This is a genomic window from Caulobacter sp. SSI4214, assembly GCF_012184455.1.
Classification (GTDB): Bacteria; Pseudomonadota; Alphaproteobacteria; order Caulobacterales; family Caulobacteraceae; genus Caulobacter; species Caulobacter vibrioides_E.
Genome location: NZ_SZWJ01000095.1, coordinates 1 through 16,229 on the forward strand (window position 1 = coordinate 1; position 16,229 = coordinate 16,229).

General features: G+C 67.8%; 11 protein-coding genes and 2 pseudogenes. 5 read left to right on the top strand and 8 right to left on the bottom strand.

Annotated features, from left to right (window positions below; all coding sequences use genetic code 11):
* Positions 1 to 508 (bottom strand): annotated as a pseudogene (locus FCU40_RS19530) (hypothetical protein); the annotation flags it as partial.
* A 115-nt stretch (positions 509 to 623) separates the two neighbouring features.
* The gene (locus FCU40_RS19535) at positions 624 to 1,274 is read right to left on the bottom strand and encodes a J domain-containing protein (protein WP_004622018.1); all 651 of its coding nucleotides are present in this window, start codon (positions 1,272 to 1,274) and stop codon (positions 624 to 626) included.
* Between the two features lie 56 nt (positions 1,275 to 1,330).
* On the opposite strand from FCU40_RS19535, the gene FCU40_RS19540 reads away from it, so the two are divergent.
* Both FCU40_RS19540 and cdd read left to right on the top strand, forming a co-directional pair.
* On the top strand, positions 1,331 to 1,606 hold the full coding sequence (locus FCU40_RS19540) for a BolA family protein (protein ID WP_081612968.1): 276 nt from the start codon (positions 1,331 to 1,333) through the stop codon (positions 1,604 to 1,606).
* Positions 1,607 to 1,714: 108 nt separating this feature from the next.
* Complete coding sequence (gene cdd / locus FCU40_RS19545) at positions 1,715 to 2,140, top strand: cytidine deaminase (protein WP_168077236.1); 426 nt, start codon at positions 1,715 to 1,717, stop codon at positions 2,138 to 2,140.
* Between the two features lie 112 nt (positions 2,141 to 2,252).
* On the opposite strand, the gene FCU40_RS19550 is transcribed toward cdd, so the two are convergent.
* Positions 2,253 to 5,213: a TonB-dependent receptor gene (locus FCU40_RS19550; protein WP_168077237.1), complete on the bottom strand. Its 2,961-nt coding sequence runs from the start codon at positions 5,211 to 5,213 to the stop codon at positions 2,253 to 2,255.
* Between the two features lie 530 nt (positions 5,214 to 5,743).
* On the opposite strand from FCU40_RS19550, the gene FCU40_RS19555 reads away from it, so the two are divergent.
* Complete coding sequence (locus tag FCU40_RS19555) at positions 5,744 to 9,421, top strand: TonB-dependent receptor (protein ID WP_168077238.1); 3,678 nt, start codon at positions 5,744 to 5,746, stop codon at positions 9,419 to 9,421.
* 113 nt (positions 9,422 to 9,534) lie between these two features.
* Here the strand turns inward: FCU40_RS19555 and FCU40_RS19560 are convergent, their stop codons facing one another.
* From FCU40_RS19560 to FCU40_RS19570, 3 genes are all read right to left on the bottom strand, one after another.
* Complete coding sequence (locus tag FCU40_RS19560; RefSeq protein WP_004622009.1) at positions 9,535 to 9,903, bottom strand: response regulator; 369 nt, start codon at positions 9,901 to 9,903, stop codon at positions 9,535 to 9,537.
* 3 nt (positions 9,904 to 9,906) lie between these two features.
* Positions 9,907 to 11,493 (bottom strand): HWE histidine kinase domain-containing protein, encoded by a 1,587-nt coding sequence (locus FCU40_RS19565; RefSeq protein ID WP_241693656.1) that lies wholly within the window; start codon positions 11,491 to 11,493, stop codon positions 9,907 to 9,909.
* 100 nt (positions 11,494 to 11,593) lie between these two features.
* The gene (locus tag FCU40_RS19570) at positions 11,594 to 12,880 is read right to left on the bottom strand and encodes an HlyC/CorC family transporter (protein WP_168077240.1); all 1,287 of its coding nucleotides are present in this window, start codon (positions 12,878 to 12,880) and stop codon (positions 11,594 to 11,596) included.
* Positions 12,881 to 13,004: 124 nt separating this feature from the next.
* Between FCU40_RS19570 and FCU40_RS19575 the strand changes: the two genes are divergently transcribed.
* Complete coding sequence (locus tag FCU40_RS19575) at positions 13,005 to 13,295, top strand: hypothetical protein (protein ID WP_168077241.1); 291 nt, start codon at positions 13,005 to 13,007, stop codon at positions 13,293 to 13,295.
* A gap of 313 nt (positions 13,296 to 13,608) precedes the next feature.
* Here the strand turns inward: FCU40_RS19575 and aroB are convergent, their stop codons facing one another.
* Together aroB and FCU40_RS19585 are read right to left on the bottom strand one after the other, a co-directional pair.
* Positions 13,609 to 14,721 carry a 3-dehydroquinate synthase gene (aroB, locus tag FCU40_RS19580; RefSeq protein ID WP_168077242.1) on the bottom strand — a complete coding sequence of 371 codons (1,113 nt, stop codon included), beginning with the start codon at positions 14,719 to 14,721 and terminating at the stop codon, positions 13,609 to 13,611.
* A 10-nt stretch (positions 14,722 to 14,731) separates the two neighbouring features.
* On the bottom strand, positions 14,732 to 15,313 hold the full coding sequence (locus FCU40_RS19585; protein WP_168077243.1) for a shikimate kinase: 582 nt from the start codon (positions 15,311 to 15,313) through the stop codon (positions 14,732 to 14,734).
* Positions 15,314 to 15,373: 60 nt separating this feature from the next.
* On the opposite strand from FCU40_RS19585, the pseudogene FCU40_RS19590 reads away from it, so the two are divergent.
* Positions 15,374 to 16,229: pseudogene (locus FCU40_RS19590) on the top strand (hypothetical protein); the annotation flags it as partial.

The window sequence follows — 16,229 nt, forward strand, 5'->3', positions numbered from 1 at the left end:
CGCGCGCCCCGGCTTTCAGCGCCGCCTCGACCGGCCCGCGCACGGCCGGGGCCGCCGCGGTGCTCCAGCGTCCGTAGGGGAGGCGGATGACGACGATGGCGTCGGTCGCCGGGCTGGCCGCGTCCTCGGGATCGCGCACCAGCACCGGCCCCTCGATCCCGTCCGGTCCGGTGGGCCGGACGATGGCCTGCGGAATGACGGCGGCGCGGGCCTCGCCGATCTGGAACGACGTCTCGGTCGCCTCGAAAAAGGGCGCGTCGAAGGCCTGGCGTTCGACTGAAAAGCCGCGCGTCGTCAGCCATTGGGCCATCCATTCGCCGCAGGCCAGGTCGCCGGGACCGCCGCTGGCCTTGCCGCCGAGGGCGACATAGCGTTCGAGCAGCGCGGCGGCCGACGGCGGCTCGGTCGGTCCCGCGGCGTCAGCGCCAGCCGCCCGTCCGCCCGCCAGTCCGCCCGTCAGCGCGCCGGCCACGGGTGCGGCGAGCAGGGAACGTCGGGTCTGCGCCATCTTGGCCTCCTTCGGGTCCGCCCAGTCGTCGCGATCGGCCGAGCGACCGAACCCTATGACGGTTCATCCCGGATCGGAACCAAGCTGGACCTTCGCGGCCCGGTCCAACGGGGGCCTAAACCAGACCCGACTTCTGCAGCTGCTTATAGGCCTTGATGACCCGCTGCAGCTTGTGCTCGGCGCTGCGGTCGCCGCCGTTGGAGTCGGGGTGGCAGCGCTTGAGCAGCTCCTTGTAGCGGACCTTGATGGCCGCCTTGTCGGCGCCGGCCTCGAGGTCCAGGTCCGCGAGGGCCTGGCGCTCCAGCTTGCCCAGGCCGCGCTCGGCGGCCGCGCGCTGGGATTCGGCCCGGCGCTGCTGGGCGCGGAAGAGGCCGAACGGGTCCGCGAAGGCGCGGGCGTCGCGAGCGGCCTGGGCGGCCGCCTCGCGCGAATTGGCGTCGGCCTTGAAGCTCCAGGTCGGGCGCCCGCCGGTCATCCGCTCGGACTCCTGCTCGGCGCGGATCTGGGCTTCGGTCATGCCCGCGTAGAAGTTCCAGTTCTTGTTGTACTCGGCCGCGTGCTGCTGGCAGAACCAGTAGTGCTGGCCCGGCAGGTCGCGCGACTTCGGCGCCTTGGCCGAGCCGGGCAGGCGACAGTCGGGGTGGTCGCAACGCTTTTCGCCGGGCTTGAGGCCCAGGACGTCGTGAACCGGGTCGTCTTCGCCCTGCTTGGGCGGCCGGACCCGGATGTCGGTGAATTTGGGGCGGTACTCGAACGGCCGGCTCATGGCGTCTAGAGTAGTCGCGCGCTATTTCCGTTCAAGGATTGACAAGCAAGAGTCGCATCATGGGCGCCGTCGCCGACACCCTTCGCCGCAAGCTGGAAGAGGCTTTTTCGCCGACGCGCCTGGAGCTGGTCGACGACAGCGACCGCCACCACGGTCACGCGGGGCACAGCGGCGCGGGCGAGAGCCACTTCACGCTGAGAATCGAGTCGGCGGCCTTCGCGGGCCAGCCCCGCGTGGCCCGCCAGCGCCTGGTGATGAAGGCGCTGGCCGACGAGTTGGCCGGTCCGGTCCACGCCCTGTCGATCGTCGCGACGGCGCCGGGCGAAAAGTAAGGCGATCCTTACTTTTGTTCCGAGCTCTCCTTTTTGCCGCTTGATTTGACGGCCCGCGACTGATTGCCTCTCTCCCCGGCGCGATCCCGCCGGAAGGCAGGGAACCGCATGAGCGCCGACGTCACCGCATCGCCCGAACTCGAAACCCAAGCCGCCGCGACCCTGCCGGGACTGCTGTCGCGGTCTTACGCGCGCTATTCGACCTTCACGGTCGCCGCGGCGGTGATCGACGACGAGGGACGCGTCCACTACGGCGTCAATGTCGAGAACGCGGCCTATCCGGTCGGAACCTGCGCCGAGCAGACGGCGATCGGGGCGATGATCACGGCGGGCGGCTCGCGGGTCATCGACAGGGTGCTGATCGCCGCCGGCTCCGACGCCGTGGTCCAGCCCTGCGGCGCCTGCCGCCAGCGCATCGCCGAGTTCGCGGGAAAGACCTGCGAGATCGTCTCGGTGCAAGCCGGGCGCCCCACGCAACGCACCGACTTCTGGACCCTGCTGCCGCAGTCGTTCGGGCCGCGCGATCTGGAATAGGGCGCGCAGCTCTTGTCTCGACAACAAAAAAGGGGACGCCGGAAGGCGTCCCCTTTTCCGTTCGGGCGGTGTTCCGCCGGGACCTTTTCGGACCCGGCGGAAGCTCCGTCTGTTAGTAACGCATCGTCACGCCGACATAGTAGAAGCGGCCGCGGTTGTCGTAGCTCGACGAACCGGTGCCGGTGCCCGTGAGGGTTTCCGGCAGGTACGGCGGGTGCTTGTCCGTGACGTTCTGGATGCCGCCGCGGATGACCAGCTTGTCGTCGACTTCGTACTTGGCGCGGACGTCGTGCATGAAGTAGTCGCCCGTGTAGTACGGATCCAGCTGCGACGGCGTGAAGGCCGTCGTCGAGGCCATGGAACCGATGAAGTGCGTCGTCCAGCCGGCCGAGAACTTCTTGTAGGTCCACTGCACCGAGCCTTGGGCCTTCCAGCGCGGCGTGGCGTTGGAAACGTTGTTGGCCAGCTGAGTGTAGGTCTGGCCCGGCAGGCCTTGCAGGGCCCAGCGGTACATCCAGGTGCCGTCGATACGGAAGGCCAGCGAGCCGAGGTCGCGCTTGACCAGGTCTTCCAGATTGAAGCCGTATTCGGCCGAACCGTCCCAGCCCTCGACCTTGATCTTGGCCACGTTCTGGTTGGTCAGGACGACCTGCTTGACGCCGCCGACGACCGCGCCGCCGTTCGTGCCGGTCGGATCGCGTTGGATCAGAGCGCAGTACGGGTTGCTGGCGTAGGCCGCCGTCGAGTCATAGCAGAGCTGCTGGAACAGGGTGTTGATCGGGATCGTCCCGACCTGATCGGCGATGTTGTACTTGAAGAAGTCCAGCGAGACCGACAGGCGCGGGACCCAACGCGGCTGGACGACGACGCCCAGCTGGTAGGTCTTGGCCGTTTCCGGACCCAGCTGCGGGTTGCCGCCTTGCAGCAGCTGCAGCGAGGGGCGGCCGGTGCCGATGTTCGACACGAAGGTCGACGAATTCCAGCCCGGGATGGCGGCGGCGCAGGTGACGTTACGCGCGGCCTTCTGCGCGGCGTTGGCGCCGGCGTAGGAGTCCTTGTCGCAGGGGTCGATGGCGGCCGTCGTGAAGTTCACGCTTTGCGGCGCGAACAGTTCGACGATGTTCGGGGCGCGAACGGCGCTGCCTTGGTTGGCGCGGAAGCGGATGTCGCGAACGGGGGCCCATTCGGCGCGCATCTCGTACTGCTTGGTGTGGCCGATCGTCGAATAGTCGGCCAGGCGGCCGGCGAATTCGAGCGACAGGTCCTTGGCCAGGAACAGGTCCTTCAGCAGCGGGATGCGCGCTTCGCCGTAGGCTTCACGCACGTCGTACTTGCCGCCGCGGTTGCCGATCGAGTTGAAGAACAGCGCGCCCGAGGCGCCTAGGGCGTCCTGGCTGAATTGGCTTTCTTCCTTGCGGTATTCAGCGCCCACGGCCACGCCGACCGGGCCGGCCGGCAGGGTGAACAGATCGGTGGTCAGGTTGCCCGACAGAACCGTCTGCTTGACCTTCTGGTCGCTGGTCGACTGGGCGTTGGTCCAGGCGACGGCGGCGGCCGAGGGCCCATGGATCAGGTCCCAGGGCTGGCAGCCATTGGCGCGCGCGGTGGCGTCGCGGCAGACGATCTGGCCGTTCAGCAGGACCGCGTCGGTGGCTTGCTGAACGCGCGCTACGATCGGAACGTTGAAAGAGGTCGTCTTGCCGTTGGTCTCGCCGTACTGGGCGTACCAATCCCAGTGGAAGTCGCGGTTCAGCGTGTTGAACTTGCCTTCCATGCCGCCGACGACGCGGGTCGTGTCGCGGTCGGTCGAGACGTTACGGCCGCCGAACTCGACCCAGAACTTGCCGACGTTGGCGGTCGCGGTCGAGGTCAGGGCCTTGCCGGCCCCGGTCCAGGCGTTGCGCAGGGCGGTGGCCGTGGCGTCCGTGCCGTTCAGATAGGCGTTGTCGCCCTTCAGGGTCACCGGCATGGTGCCGCCGCCGGCGGCCGACGAGAACGCCGGCTGGAAGATGCCGAAGCCCTTCACCTTGGCGTAGCTGACGTCGACGAAGGCCTTCACGTTGTCGGTGACTTGATAGTCGACATAGGTGCGGAAGGTCTTGCGGTCGGTCTCGCCCTGCAGGGCGTTGTAGATGGCGCTGTAGATCAGCGATTCATCTTGGCAGGTCGGCTGGACGGTCGGGGTCGAGCAGGGGGCGCTCAGGGCGACGACCTTGGTCGGGTCGCGATAGTCCAGGGTCACGGACTTGGCCGTGCCCAGCGCGCCGCCGACCAGCTGGAAGGTGGCCGTCGGGGCGGTGTTCGAGCGGGTGGCCGGCAGGATGGTCTGCGGGCTGACCAGGGTGTTGCGGCGGATGCCGGGGAACGCCCAATCGCGATCCTTCTGGTAGATCGGATCCGAGTGCGCGGCTTCACCGCCGACCAGCACGTTCAGACGGCCGTCCAGGAAGCTGTGGCCGGCCAGGAACGACAGGCGGCGCTCGCGGCCGTCGTCTTGACCCGACACGCCGACCTGGGCGTCGAACTCGATGCCCTCGTACTTCTTCTTCATCAGCACGTTGACGACGCCGGCGATGGCTTCCGAGCCGTACACGGCCGAGGCCCCGCCCGCGATGGTTTCGATGCGCTCGACCATCATCGACGGGATGAGGTTCAGGTCGACGCCCGGCGACGAGGCGTCCGAGTTGACGATCCGGCGGCCGTCCATCAGCACCAGCGTGCGCGTCGAGCCGAGGCCGCGGATGTCGGCGCGCGCCTGGCCGGCCAGGTACAGCGAGCTCGACGAGTTCTGCGCGTTGGTGTTGGCGTTGATCATCGGCACTTCGAGCAGCGTCTCGGCGATCGAGGTGTTGCCCGATTCACGGATCTGCTCGCCGCCGATCACCGACATGGCGACCGGAGAGCTGAAGGTGTCGCGACGGATGCGCGAGCCGGTGACCACGATTTCCTCGACGGCGGTGTTTTCAGCCGTCGGCGTGGCGGCGGCCGTTTGCGCCAGGGTCACGCTCGGAGCGAACACCGTCAGCCCGCCCAGCATCGTCGTCGCCAGGAGCAGCTTGTGTTTCAACGCCATAATCCAGTTGTCCTCGAAGATACTTGCCCCGCGCGTCAGCCGCGCATGGGCGTCAGAGGGCCATTCCTCAAGGGACAAGTTACCGGTTTCCGGCGTCGCTAGAAGCAATCATGGCCGAATTGGGCCTTCGAAGGCGTCAGCTGTTACTCAAAGGTCACAATTCTGACCGGTGGATGACAAATTTGGAAAAATTTACCCCGCGCGGGGGTCTTTCACGCGGCCGGTGCTGGCAAGTATGGGTAATTTTTTGTGCGAAGGACCGTCGGTCGGCGACATCGCGCCGTCGAATTTTGCGCCGAAGCGACCGCGTTGAAGGCTTGATTGGCGGTTGGGAGTTCTCGCCGGGCCTAGGCGGTGCTCGCATTGCCTTCACCACGGCAGCATGTGGGCGAAGTTATTGCAGCTAGGTAACACATTGCAAAAAATTTATCTTTGTCGACACATTTCTGTCCAAATTCCCTTCGGCTCGTGGCACGCAAGCTGCGCTGTAGTCCCCATCACGGTTCGGGGACGCTGGGGGAATGTCCAAGATGAAGTCTATTTTGCTCGCGAGCGTCGCGTTCAGCGCGATTTTGGGCGGCGTCGCCCGCGCCCAAGACACCAACCCTAACCCGTCGACGGTGACGGAAGTCGTGGTGACCGGTTCGCGGATCAAGCGGCCGCAGTTCGACGGGACGATTCCCGGCGTGCAGGTCACCAAGGAAGAGATCATTCAGCGCGGCTTCACCAACGCCTACGACATCGTTCTGAGCCAGCCGCAGGTCAATTCCGGCGCCAGCCCCTACGGCAGCAACGGCGGTCAGACCTCCAGCCTTGGCACCGCCTTCGCGGACCTGCTGGGCTTTGGTCCGCAACGCACCCTGACGCTGGTGAACGGCCGCCGCATGGTGTCGGGCAACGCCGCCACCCTGTTCGTCGCGGGTAACTATGCCGGTTCGCAAGTCGACATCGGCGCCATCCCGGCCCAGATGATCGACCACGTCGACACCCTGACCGTCGGCGGCGCGGCCGCCTATGGTTCGGACGCCATCGCCGGCGTGATCAACTACATCATCAAGGACAAGTATGTCGGCGCCGAGGCCCAGGCCTCCTTCCGCACCTCGGAGAAGGGCGACGCCAACCGCTACAGCGTCAACGCCATCTTCGGCTCGAACCTGCTGAACGACCGGGCGAACCTGGTGTTCTCGTTCGAAGACACCAAGACCGACGCCCTCTATGGGGACAAGCGCCCGTGGATCATCGACACCGCGACGGCGGTGAACAACGCGTTCAACGGCTCGAAGCGCAATCCGGCCTTCGCCCCGACGGCCGCCATCGACGTGGCCAACCTGAACAACGGCGCTTTCCTGCGGACGTCGGACGACGGCATTCCGTCGACGGCCTATGCCTATAACGCGCGCACCGGCATGCAGTGGCCGTCGGGCGTCGCCTTCGCCTCGACGGCGACGGGGGCCTGCTCGAACGTGATCGTCGGCGTCGGCACCTGCCTGGGCGGCGGCGGCTCGGCCGCCGTGTTCTCGGGCTCGAGCCAGCTTGTCCCCGGCGTTCCGACCGGCAATGGTCTCTACAGCACGACCGCGCCGGCGGGCACCTTCCCGAACTTCGCGCCGACCTCGCTGCCGACCGGCGTCACGGCCGCCGCCGTCTTCGCCAAGTACGGCGTCACCCCGCCGGCCGGCTTGACCGCCGCCCAGCAGACCACGCTCGCCGTCAACGTGCTGCAAAGCAAGCTGCCGACGCTGCGCGAGTATCTGGCCAAGAACCCGAACACCGACATCAACCTGATCATCGGCTCGCTGTATGCGAACATGCCGCGCGTCGCCAATACCGATCCGGCCACCAGCGCCCTGTTCCCGTTCGTCGCCCGTCCGGTGCGGTTCAACGACAATGGCCAGGCCGTGAACTGGTCGTTCGCCAATATCGGCCCCAATGACCAGGGCGTGCTTTCCGCCGCGCCGGGCACCAAGGGCTTCGACAGCAGCCGCTATAACTTGATCCAGAACGCGCAGAAGCGTCGGGTCGGCACGCTGTTCGGGACGTTCGACGTCAACGACCACCTGACCGTCTACACCCAGAACATCTTCTCGTCGGTCATCACCCTGCTGCCGCGCCAGTCGGCTCCGTCGAACGCGGTCACGACCACGTCGGTCGAGTCGTCGGGTCTGGTGGTCAGCATCGACAATCCCTTCCTCAGCGACGCCTCGCGTCAGGTGCTGCGGGACTCGGGCGCGGTCAACTCGGTTGGCAACTTCATCATGGCCCGCACGAACCAGGACATCCTGGGCGACAACCCGATGCGGGGTAAGACCGACACCAGCAACCTCGTTCAAGGCGCCAAGGGCGACTTCAATCTGTTCGGTCGCAACTGGAGCTGGGACGCCTCGTACACCTGGGGCCGTTCGAGCGGCCGCGTCGACTTCACCGGCATCAGGGACGTCGAATACAATCTGGCCATCGACGCGGTGCGCGACGCCACCGGCAACATCGTCTGCCGGGCCAAGACCAACCCCGCCGCCTATCTGGGCAAGACGCCGGCCGGCGCGACGGTCAACCTGGTGGACACGGTCCTGCCGAACGGCATGATCGCCAAGCAGCAGTTCACGCCCGTCGTCACCCAGTCGATGATCGACGGCTGTCAGCCGCTGAACCCGTTCGGCTATGGTCAGATGTCGGCCGCCGCCAAGTCCTATGTGACCGCTCAGCAGTTCTTCGCCTTCAAGAACACCCAGACGTTCCTGCAAGGGTCGTTGACGGGCGACCTGTTCAACCTGCCGGGCGGTCCCGTGGGCCTGGCCCTGTCGGCCGAGCGTCGCACGACCGACAACGATTATAAGGTTGACGACATTTCGTCGGCCGGTCGCACCCGTTCGGCGGCGATCGCGCGCACCCAGTACCAGACGACGGCCGAGGAATACGGCATCGAACTGAACATCCCGCTGCTGGGCCGCGACTTCAAGCTGCCCTTCGCCCAACGCCTGGAGCTGAACCCGGCGGTGCGGTGGTCCAAGCAGACGGGCAGCGCGCCGAGTTTCGTCAACGCGCTCGGCAAGACGATCAACCCGAAATATGACGGCGACCCGGCACGGATCTGGTCCATCGCCGGCACCTTCCAGCCGATCAAGGACATCGCCTTCCGCGGCAACATCACCCGCTCGATCCGCCAGCCGGACGGCGTGGAGCTGTTCCTCGGCGGTCAACCGGCCTTCACCACGCCCAGCGATCCCTGCTCGACCGCCAACATCGGTTCGGGCGTCAACCCGGCCCAGCGCAAGGCCAACTGTATCGCCGACGTGAAGAAGGCCGGCTACGCGACGACCGACGCCGACGCCCTGAACTTCCTCAACTCCTTCACCCCGCCGTCGCAATCGCTACTGGGCGCGCGCTTCGGCAACATGGGTCTGAAGCCGGAACACGCCGAAAGCTGGACGGCCGGCGTGGTGCTGGAGCCGCGGTTCCTCAAGAACTTCCGGATGTCGGCCGACTATGTGGATATCAAGCTGAAACAACAGCTGAGCCGCGTGTCGCTGGATCAGCTGTCGAGCTATTGCTATGACTCCGCCGCCTATCCCAACAACTCGGCGCAGTTCGGCACCAACACCTGCGACGCCTTCGCGCGTTACGCGTCGGGTTCGGAGCCGGCCTCGACCCTGAAGTTCGCTCTGAAGGATGGCTGGAGCTCGACCTACCTTAACCTGGCCGAGACCGACCTGCGGGCCGTGAACATCGTCGTCAGCTATCGCAAGAAGGTGGCCGAACTGTTCGGTCGCGACAGCGACTGGGGCCGGATCTCGGTCAACAGCAACCTGTATCGGATCCTGGAGTCCACGTTCAGCAGCACCGGTCTGCCCGCCGACAACGAATACTACATCGGGTCGATCGGCACGCCGCGCTGGCAGACCGCCACCACGATCGCCTACTCGCTGAAGAAGTTCTCGACCAGCGTGAACATCAACACCGTCAGCGACACCATTCGCTTCAACGGCGCGACGCCGGCGACGATCGAGGTCAACCCGTACCTCAATCGCAATGGCTACGCGGTCTACAACCTGTTCTTCGGCTATGAGCTGACCGACAAGGTCAACCTGCGCTTGAACGTCATCAATGTCGGCAACAAGCGCTTCGAGGACCAGCGCGACGGCACGATCTACGGCCCGACGACCGGCTCGATCGGTCGGAGCTATCAGTTCACCGTCAACGCCAAGTTCTAAGCATCGAAAGAGAGCCGGGTTCGCGAACCCGGCTCCAACCGCTTAAAAGGCTCCCGCCGCGAGGTGGGAGCCTTTTTTCTTGTCGCGGGGTTTCGCCGCCAGCCCTTCGCGCCCTAAGCCGTCTCGCCGACCAGGCCTTCGAGCACCCGGCGCAGGTCGGCTTCGCGGAAGGGCTTTTGCAGCACCGCGGCGCCGCGATGGTCGTCGGACAGCCCCGCTTCGCCGTAGCCGCTGGCGAAGGCGAAGGGCACGCCGCGGGCCTTCAGGGCGTCGGCCACCGGGAAGATCGGCCGGCCGCCCAGATTGACGTCCAGCAGGGCCGCGTCGATGTCGGCCGAACCGGCCAGGCGCAGGGCTTCCTCGATTTCCGCCGCCGGCCCCACGATCGCGCAGCCCAGGTCGGTCAGCATGTCCTCGACCAGCATCGAGACCAGGGCTTCGTCCTCGACGACCAGGACCTTCAGGGACGACAGTGTCTTCATGTGTCAGGGCTCCAGCGCGCGCAGGGGCAACGCCATTTGGCAGACGAGGCCTTCGGCATCATAGTTCAGCTCGACGCCGCCGGATAGTTCCGCCGCGAGGCCGCGTTCCAGCAGTCGGGCGCCGAAGCCGCGCCGGGCGGGCGGGGTGACGGGCGGACCGCCGCGCTCGGCCCAGACCATGCGCAGAATGTCTTCCTCCACCGTCCAGGTCACGTCCACGCCGCCGCCCGGAACCGACAGGGCGCCGTACTTGACCGCGTTGGTGGCCAGCTCGTGAATGCCCATGCCCAGGGCCACGGCGGCCTTGGGATTCAGGCGGACATCGGCCTCGTAGGCGAAGGTGACCCGGTCCTCGCCGGCCATGGCGCGCAGCTCGACGTCGAACACCTCGCGCAGGCTGGCGCCGGCCCAGCTCTCGCGCGTCAGGAGGTCGTGGGTCTGGGAGAGGGCGATCAGGCGGGTCTCGAAGGCCTCGCGGAAGAATTCGGGAGAGGCGCTGGAGCGCAGGGTCTGGGCGGCGATCGACTGCACGGTCGCCAGGCTGTTCTTCACGCGGTGGTTCAGCTCGTTGACCAGCAGCTTCTGGCGTTCGTCGGCGCGCTTGCGGTCGGTGATGTCCAGCGACACCCCGGCCAGGCGCCGCGCGCCGCCGTCGTCGGCGGTCTGGGCCGCCCGGCCGCGCGCGTGCAGCCAGCGCAGTTCGCCGCTGGGAAGGACCACGCGATACTCGACATCGTAGTCGGCGCCGTCGCGGATGGCGCTGTCGATCGCCGCCAGGACGCGGGGGCGGTCGTCCGGATGCAGGGTCGCGATCAGGTCGGCGAAGGTGAACGGCTCTTCGGGCGCGCGACCGTAGTTGCGCTTGCAGAGGTCGGACGCTTCGTAGGCGTGGGTGGCGACGTCCAGGTCCCAGGACCCCATGCCGCCGGCGTCCAGGGCGAACTTCAGCCGTTCCTCGGCGCGGCGGCGCTCGGTCAGCTCGGCCACGGCGCCGGCCGTCAGCCGGATCGACTCGATCGTCGCGGCGACCTGTCCGCCCAGGCCGACCAGCAGGGTCTCGTCCCGCGCGGTGAAGCGTCCCGGCAGCGGATGGCCGAAGAACAGCCCGCCCAGGACCTCGCCCCGGCGCGTGGCGACGGGGAGGGCGAGGTAGCTGCGCACCGGCAGATGGCCCTCGGGCATCCCCTCTCGCGGCGCGTTGAGCCCGTAGCGCGGATCCTGGGTGATGTCGTCGGAGCGCACGACGCCGGTGTTCTCGAAGGTCGGGGCGAAGAGCGCGGTCTTGCGCACCCGCGGGAAGTCCGCGAACGCCTCCGGCGCGGCGCCCGACAGCCGGTAGAGGGCGTAGGACTCCCCGTCCGGTTCGAGTTGATTGTAGAAGAAGGCCCCGAAGGCCGCGCCGCTGATCTCGCGGGCGCCGTCGATCACCACCTGCACGCAGGTGTCGATGTCGGTGCTGGAGGCGACTGCCTCGGTCACGCGGGCCAGGGTGTCGGACCTGCGGATCTCCTCGGCGAGCGCGCGTTCCAGCGCGGCCGGCGAAAGGCCAGCGTCCGGCGCGTCGCTGTCGCGCGCCTCGCTATCAGCCAAGACACCGGCCAAAACGCCCTCTTTGTCCAACGGACCGCCCCCGGTCCCGAGAGACCGCAAACGTTTGGTCGAGCGATCGGTTCCCGGCGACGGTTCGAAATCAGATGTCCGCGTCCTCGTCGAGCGGCGCGCTGATCCGCAGCGCCGTGATCTGGTTTCTCTGGCGACGGAGCACCTGGAAGCGGTGGCGGTGGAAGATGAAGGTCTGGCCGGGTTCCGGGATGGTCTGGGCCTCGTGGATCACCAGGCCGGCGATGGTCACCGCCTCGCCCTCGGGCAGCCGCCAGTCCAGCGCGCGGTTGAGGTCGCGCACGGTGACGTCGCCATCGACATTGACCGAACCGTCCTGCTGGCGGCGCACGCCGTCGAGGGCGGTGTCGTGCTCGTCCTCGATCTCGCCGACGATCTCTTCCAGGATGTCTTCCAGAGTCACCAGCCCCTGCAGCGCGCCATATTCGTCGACCACGAGGGCGAAGTGGCTCTTGCGCTTGAGGAAGGCGTTCAGCTGGTCCTTGAGGTTGGTGGTGTCGGGAATGAACCACGGCTCGCGCAGGATGGCGGCGATGTCCAGGCCCTCGACCCCGTCCTTGGCCTCGGCCAGGGCCTTCAGCAGGTCGCGGGCGTGCAGCACCCCGACGATGTTCTCGGGCTCGTCGCGATAGACGGGGATGCGGGTGTGCTGAGCCTCCAGCACCGTCTCGACCAACTGGCGCGCGGGCAGGTCGGCGTCCAGCAGGACCATCGACTTGCGATGGACCATGATCTCCGAGACGTCCATGTCCGACAGGTCCAGCACCCCGCCCAGCATCCGCCGGTCGTCGGTCTCCACCAGGCCTTCGGAGTGGTGATAGTCGACCGCGCCGCGGATCTCCTCGTGCGCCGCCAGCACGTCGACGGCCATGTCCAACTTGACGCCGAACACCCGCAGGGCGCGGCGGACGATCCATTGGATCACATAGATGATCGGGCCGAACGCCCGGACGATGAACAGGGTCGGGCCCGACAGCGCCCGGGCGACGTCGTCGGAGCGCACGATGGCGACGGTCTTGGGCAGCACCTCGGCGAAGACCAGCACCAGCACGGTCATGGTCGCCGTGGCCGCCGCCACGCCCCAGGGACCGGGGATCACCGCCGTCAGCACCTGGGTCGCCAGGGCCGAGGCCAGGATGTTGATCAGGTTGTTGCCCAAGAGCACCGCCCCGATCATCGTCTCCTGGTCGGACAGCAGCTTGTTGACCCGCCGCGCCGGCCGGTCGCCCTCGCGCTCCAGCTGGTGCATCCGCGCGCGGCTGGCCCCCGTCATCGACGTCTCCGCCGCCGAGAACAGCGCCGACAGGGTCAGCAGGGCGATGACGATGGGCGCGAGGCCGAGCAGGGCGGTGAGCATGGGGGTGTTTTAGGCGATGGCGGCGAGGCGGGGGAGGGGCGGAACGCCGGAACGGCGAGTTTTCAGATAGCCGCTGTAGCGGGCTGACATTTCTCCGGCTCACGCTCTACGCTAGTCTTTCGGCATGAAATCCACCGTATCCAGCGTCGATCAGCCGACGCGCGAAGATGTACTCGCCAAGTTGGAAGACCTTGTGGCGGGGCGCACAGATCGCGAGCTTGCTTCCTCTTGGGCGGGAAACTGGCTCGCCGAAGATCGCATTCCTGGCCACCAGGTTCATGTCACGGACCTTGCCGCATGGAATGCGCTCACCGCGATCGCGGGTGCGGACACTTTCGGCGGCGATCGCAAATACCTTTATGATGAAGAAGACTTCGCGGCCTGGGCTAACGCGTTGAATGCCGCGCCAAGATAGTGCGCGAGAGGCCGAAGCAAGCCCTCGGTCCCTCCCCCCCCGATGGGGGAGGGTAGGGTGGGGGTGATGCTGCGGCGGATGCCGCGCGCGGACTAACCTCGGCAGGTCACCCCCATCCCCGGCCCTTCCCCCATCAAGGGGGAAGGGGGCTTGGATAAGTTTCCCCAACACCCGATCTCCCCGGCGAATGCCGGGGCCCAGATCGAACCCAGAGCGTTGCAGATCCTGATCGGGCGCTTGGTCGCGAAAGCCCAAGCCGCGGCGGATGAATCTGGACCCCGGCGTTCGCCGGGGAGACGGAGGAGTAGGGACCCTAAACCGCCCCTTCCTCCGCCAAGAACGCTCGCAGCGCTTCGCGGTCCACGTCCTTGGCCACGAAAGCATCCCCGATGCCGCGCGCCAGGACGAAGGTCAGCTTGCCGCCTTCGGCCTTCTTGTCCTGGCCGCAGTGGGCGATCAGGGCGTCGGCGTCGAAGGGCTCCTGCCGCACGTCGGCCAGGGTCGTCGGCAGGCCGGCGGCCTTGATCGCCGCCTCGGCGCGGACGGCGTCCTGGCTGGGGCACAGGCCCAGCTTGGCCGAGAAGCGGAACGCCTGGGCCATGCCCACGCCCACGGCCTCGCCGTGCTTGAGCAGGTCGCCGAACCCGACCTCGGTCTCGATCGCGTGGCCGAAGGTGTGGCCCAGGTTCAGGAGCGCGCGGCGGCCGGCTTCCTTCTCGTCCTCGGCGACGATCTCGGCCTTCATCTCCACCGAGCGGCCGACGGCGCGGACCAGGGCGTCGACCTCGCGGTCCAGCACCTTGGCGACGTTGGTCTCCAGCCACTCGAAGAAGGAAAAGTCGCCCAAGAGGCCGTACTTGATGATCTCGGCGTAGCCGCAGGCCAGTTCGCGGGCGGGCAGGGTGGCCAGCACGTCGAGGTCGGCCAGGACGAGGCGCGGCTGGTGGAAGGCGCCGATCAGGTTCTTGCCGCGCGGGGTGTCGATGGCGGTCTTGCCGCCGACGGAGCTGTCGACCTGGGCCAGCAGGGTGGTCGGGACCTGCACGAAGTCGATGCCGCGCTTGTAGATCGCCGCCGCGAAGCCGGCCAGGTCGCCGACGACCCCGCCGCCGAAGGCCACGATCTGGTCGCCGCGCTCCAGCCCCAGGGCCAGCAGGCGGTCGGAAAGCTCGGCCAGGTGCTCGAAGCTCTTGGTCTCCTCGCCCGGCGGCAGGGTGATGACGTCGACCGAGATTCCGGCCTTCTCCAGCGAGACGGCCAGGCGCTCGCCGTGGTGTTCGCCGACATGGGCGTCGGTGACGACGGCGACCCGCTTGCGCTTGCCCAGCACCGGCGCGATCCGCGCGCCGGCCTGGTCGATCAGGCCAGGACCGATGACGACGTCGTAGGCGCGATCGCCCAGGCCCACGGGAACGGTGCGGATCATGGCGAGACTCCTACGAGGGCGCGACAGGCGGCCGGGCGCGCAGGGCGGCCAGGATGGCCTCGACGGCCACCATGTGCGGCGTGTCGCCGGTCTGGACGTGCACCTGGGCCTCGGCATAGGCGGGGTTACGGGTCTTGGCCAGCTCGGTCAGCACCTGGACGGGATCCTTGCCCTTGACCAGCGGCCGGTTGTCCTTGCGCGAGACGCGGCGGGCCAGAAGGTCGATATCGGCCTTCAGCCAGACCGAGACGGCCTTCTGGTTGATCAGGGCCCGGGTCTCGGGATTGACGAAGGCGCCGCCGCCGGTGGCCAGCACGTGCGGCGGCTCGTCCAGCAGGCGGCTGATCACCCGGCGCTCGCCATCGCGGAAGGCGCTCTCGCCCAGCTCGGCGAAGATGGCCGGGATCGAGCGGCCGGCGGCGGCCTCGACCTCGTTGTCGGCGTCGCGGAACGGCAGGTCCAGCACCCCGGCCAGGCGGCGTCCGACGCTGGACTTGCCCACGCCCATCAGCCCGACCAGGACGATGGTCTTCTCGCGCAGCGGCGCGAGGTCTCCGTGAAGGTCGGGGGCGGGTTCGGGATGTTCGGTCATGATGCGGTCGCGGGTTTACACGAGGCTTGGGCAAACCGCCAAGTTTGCGAGATCCGCGTCATGCGTCATAACCGGTCCATGATCCTTTCCAAGCGTTCCTCCAGCGCCGCGGCGCTGCTCGCCCTGGTTCTGACCCCGGCCGTTTCGGCGGCGCAGGAGGAGGTCAAGGTCAAGACCCTGGCGCCGCCGGACTATTTCTCCAGCCCCGCGGCGCGGACCGGGATCGGCGGCGATCTGTGGAAGGATACGGCACCGGACATCATGCGCGACGTCGTCCCCAAGCTGGCCGGGTCCAAGCCGCTGTCGCCCGCCTTCGCCAGCCTGGCGCGGCGCCTGCTGTCGACGGGCGCCAACGGCCCGGTCGGCGTCGGCGACAACGCCGACATGGGCGCGCAGCGAGCCCTGGCCCTGATCGCCCTGGGCGAGGCCAAGGGCGCCAACGCCATTCTCGACCGCGCGACCGGCGCGGCCGGCAGCGGCGCGCTGTCGATGGCCATCGCCGAGGCGGCGCTGATCGCCGGCGACGACGACAAGGCCTGCCAAGCCGAACAGGCCCTCACGGTGGATCGCGGCGCCGCCTACTGGCTGCGCCTGCGGACCTTCTGCCAGCTGAAGGCCGGCCAGAACGACGCCGCCCAGCTGACCTTCCAGCTGGCCCAGGCCCAGACCAAGGACGCCGACTATACGCGCCTGATGAACGCGGCGATGAACGGCGCCGCGCCGGGGACGGCGTCGCTGAAGAACGGCGTCGACTACGCCCTGTCGCGCCGGCTGAACCTTGACATCCAGTCGGCCAGCGCGGTCGCCTCGGCCTCGCCGGCGCTGAAGCCGCTGATCAAGCCGATGGGCGGCGACCTGGCCGGGGTCTCGCCGGGCGCGGACCTGACCGCCACGGAGGCCGCCGACATCGCCTTCC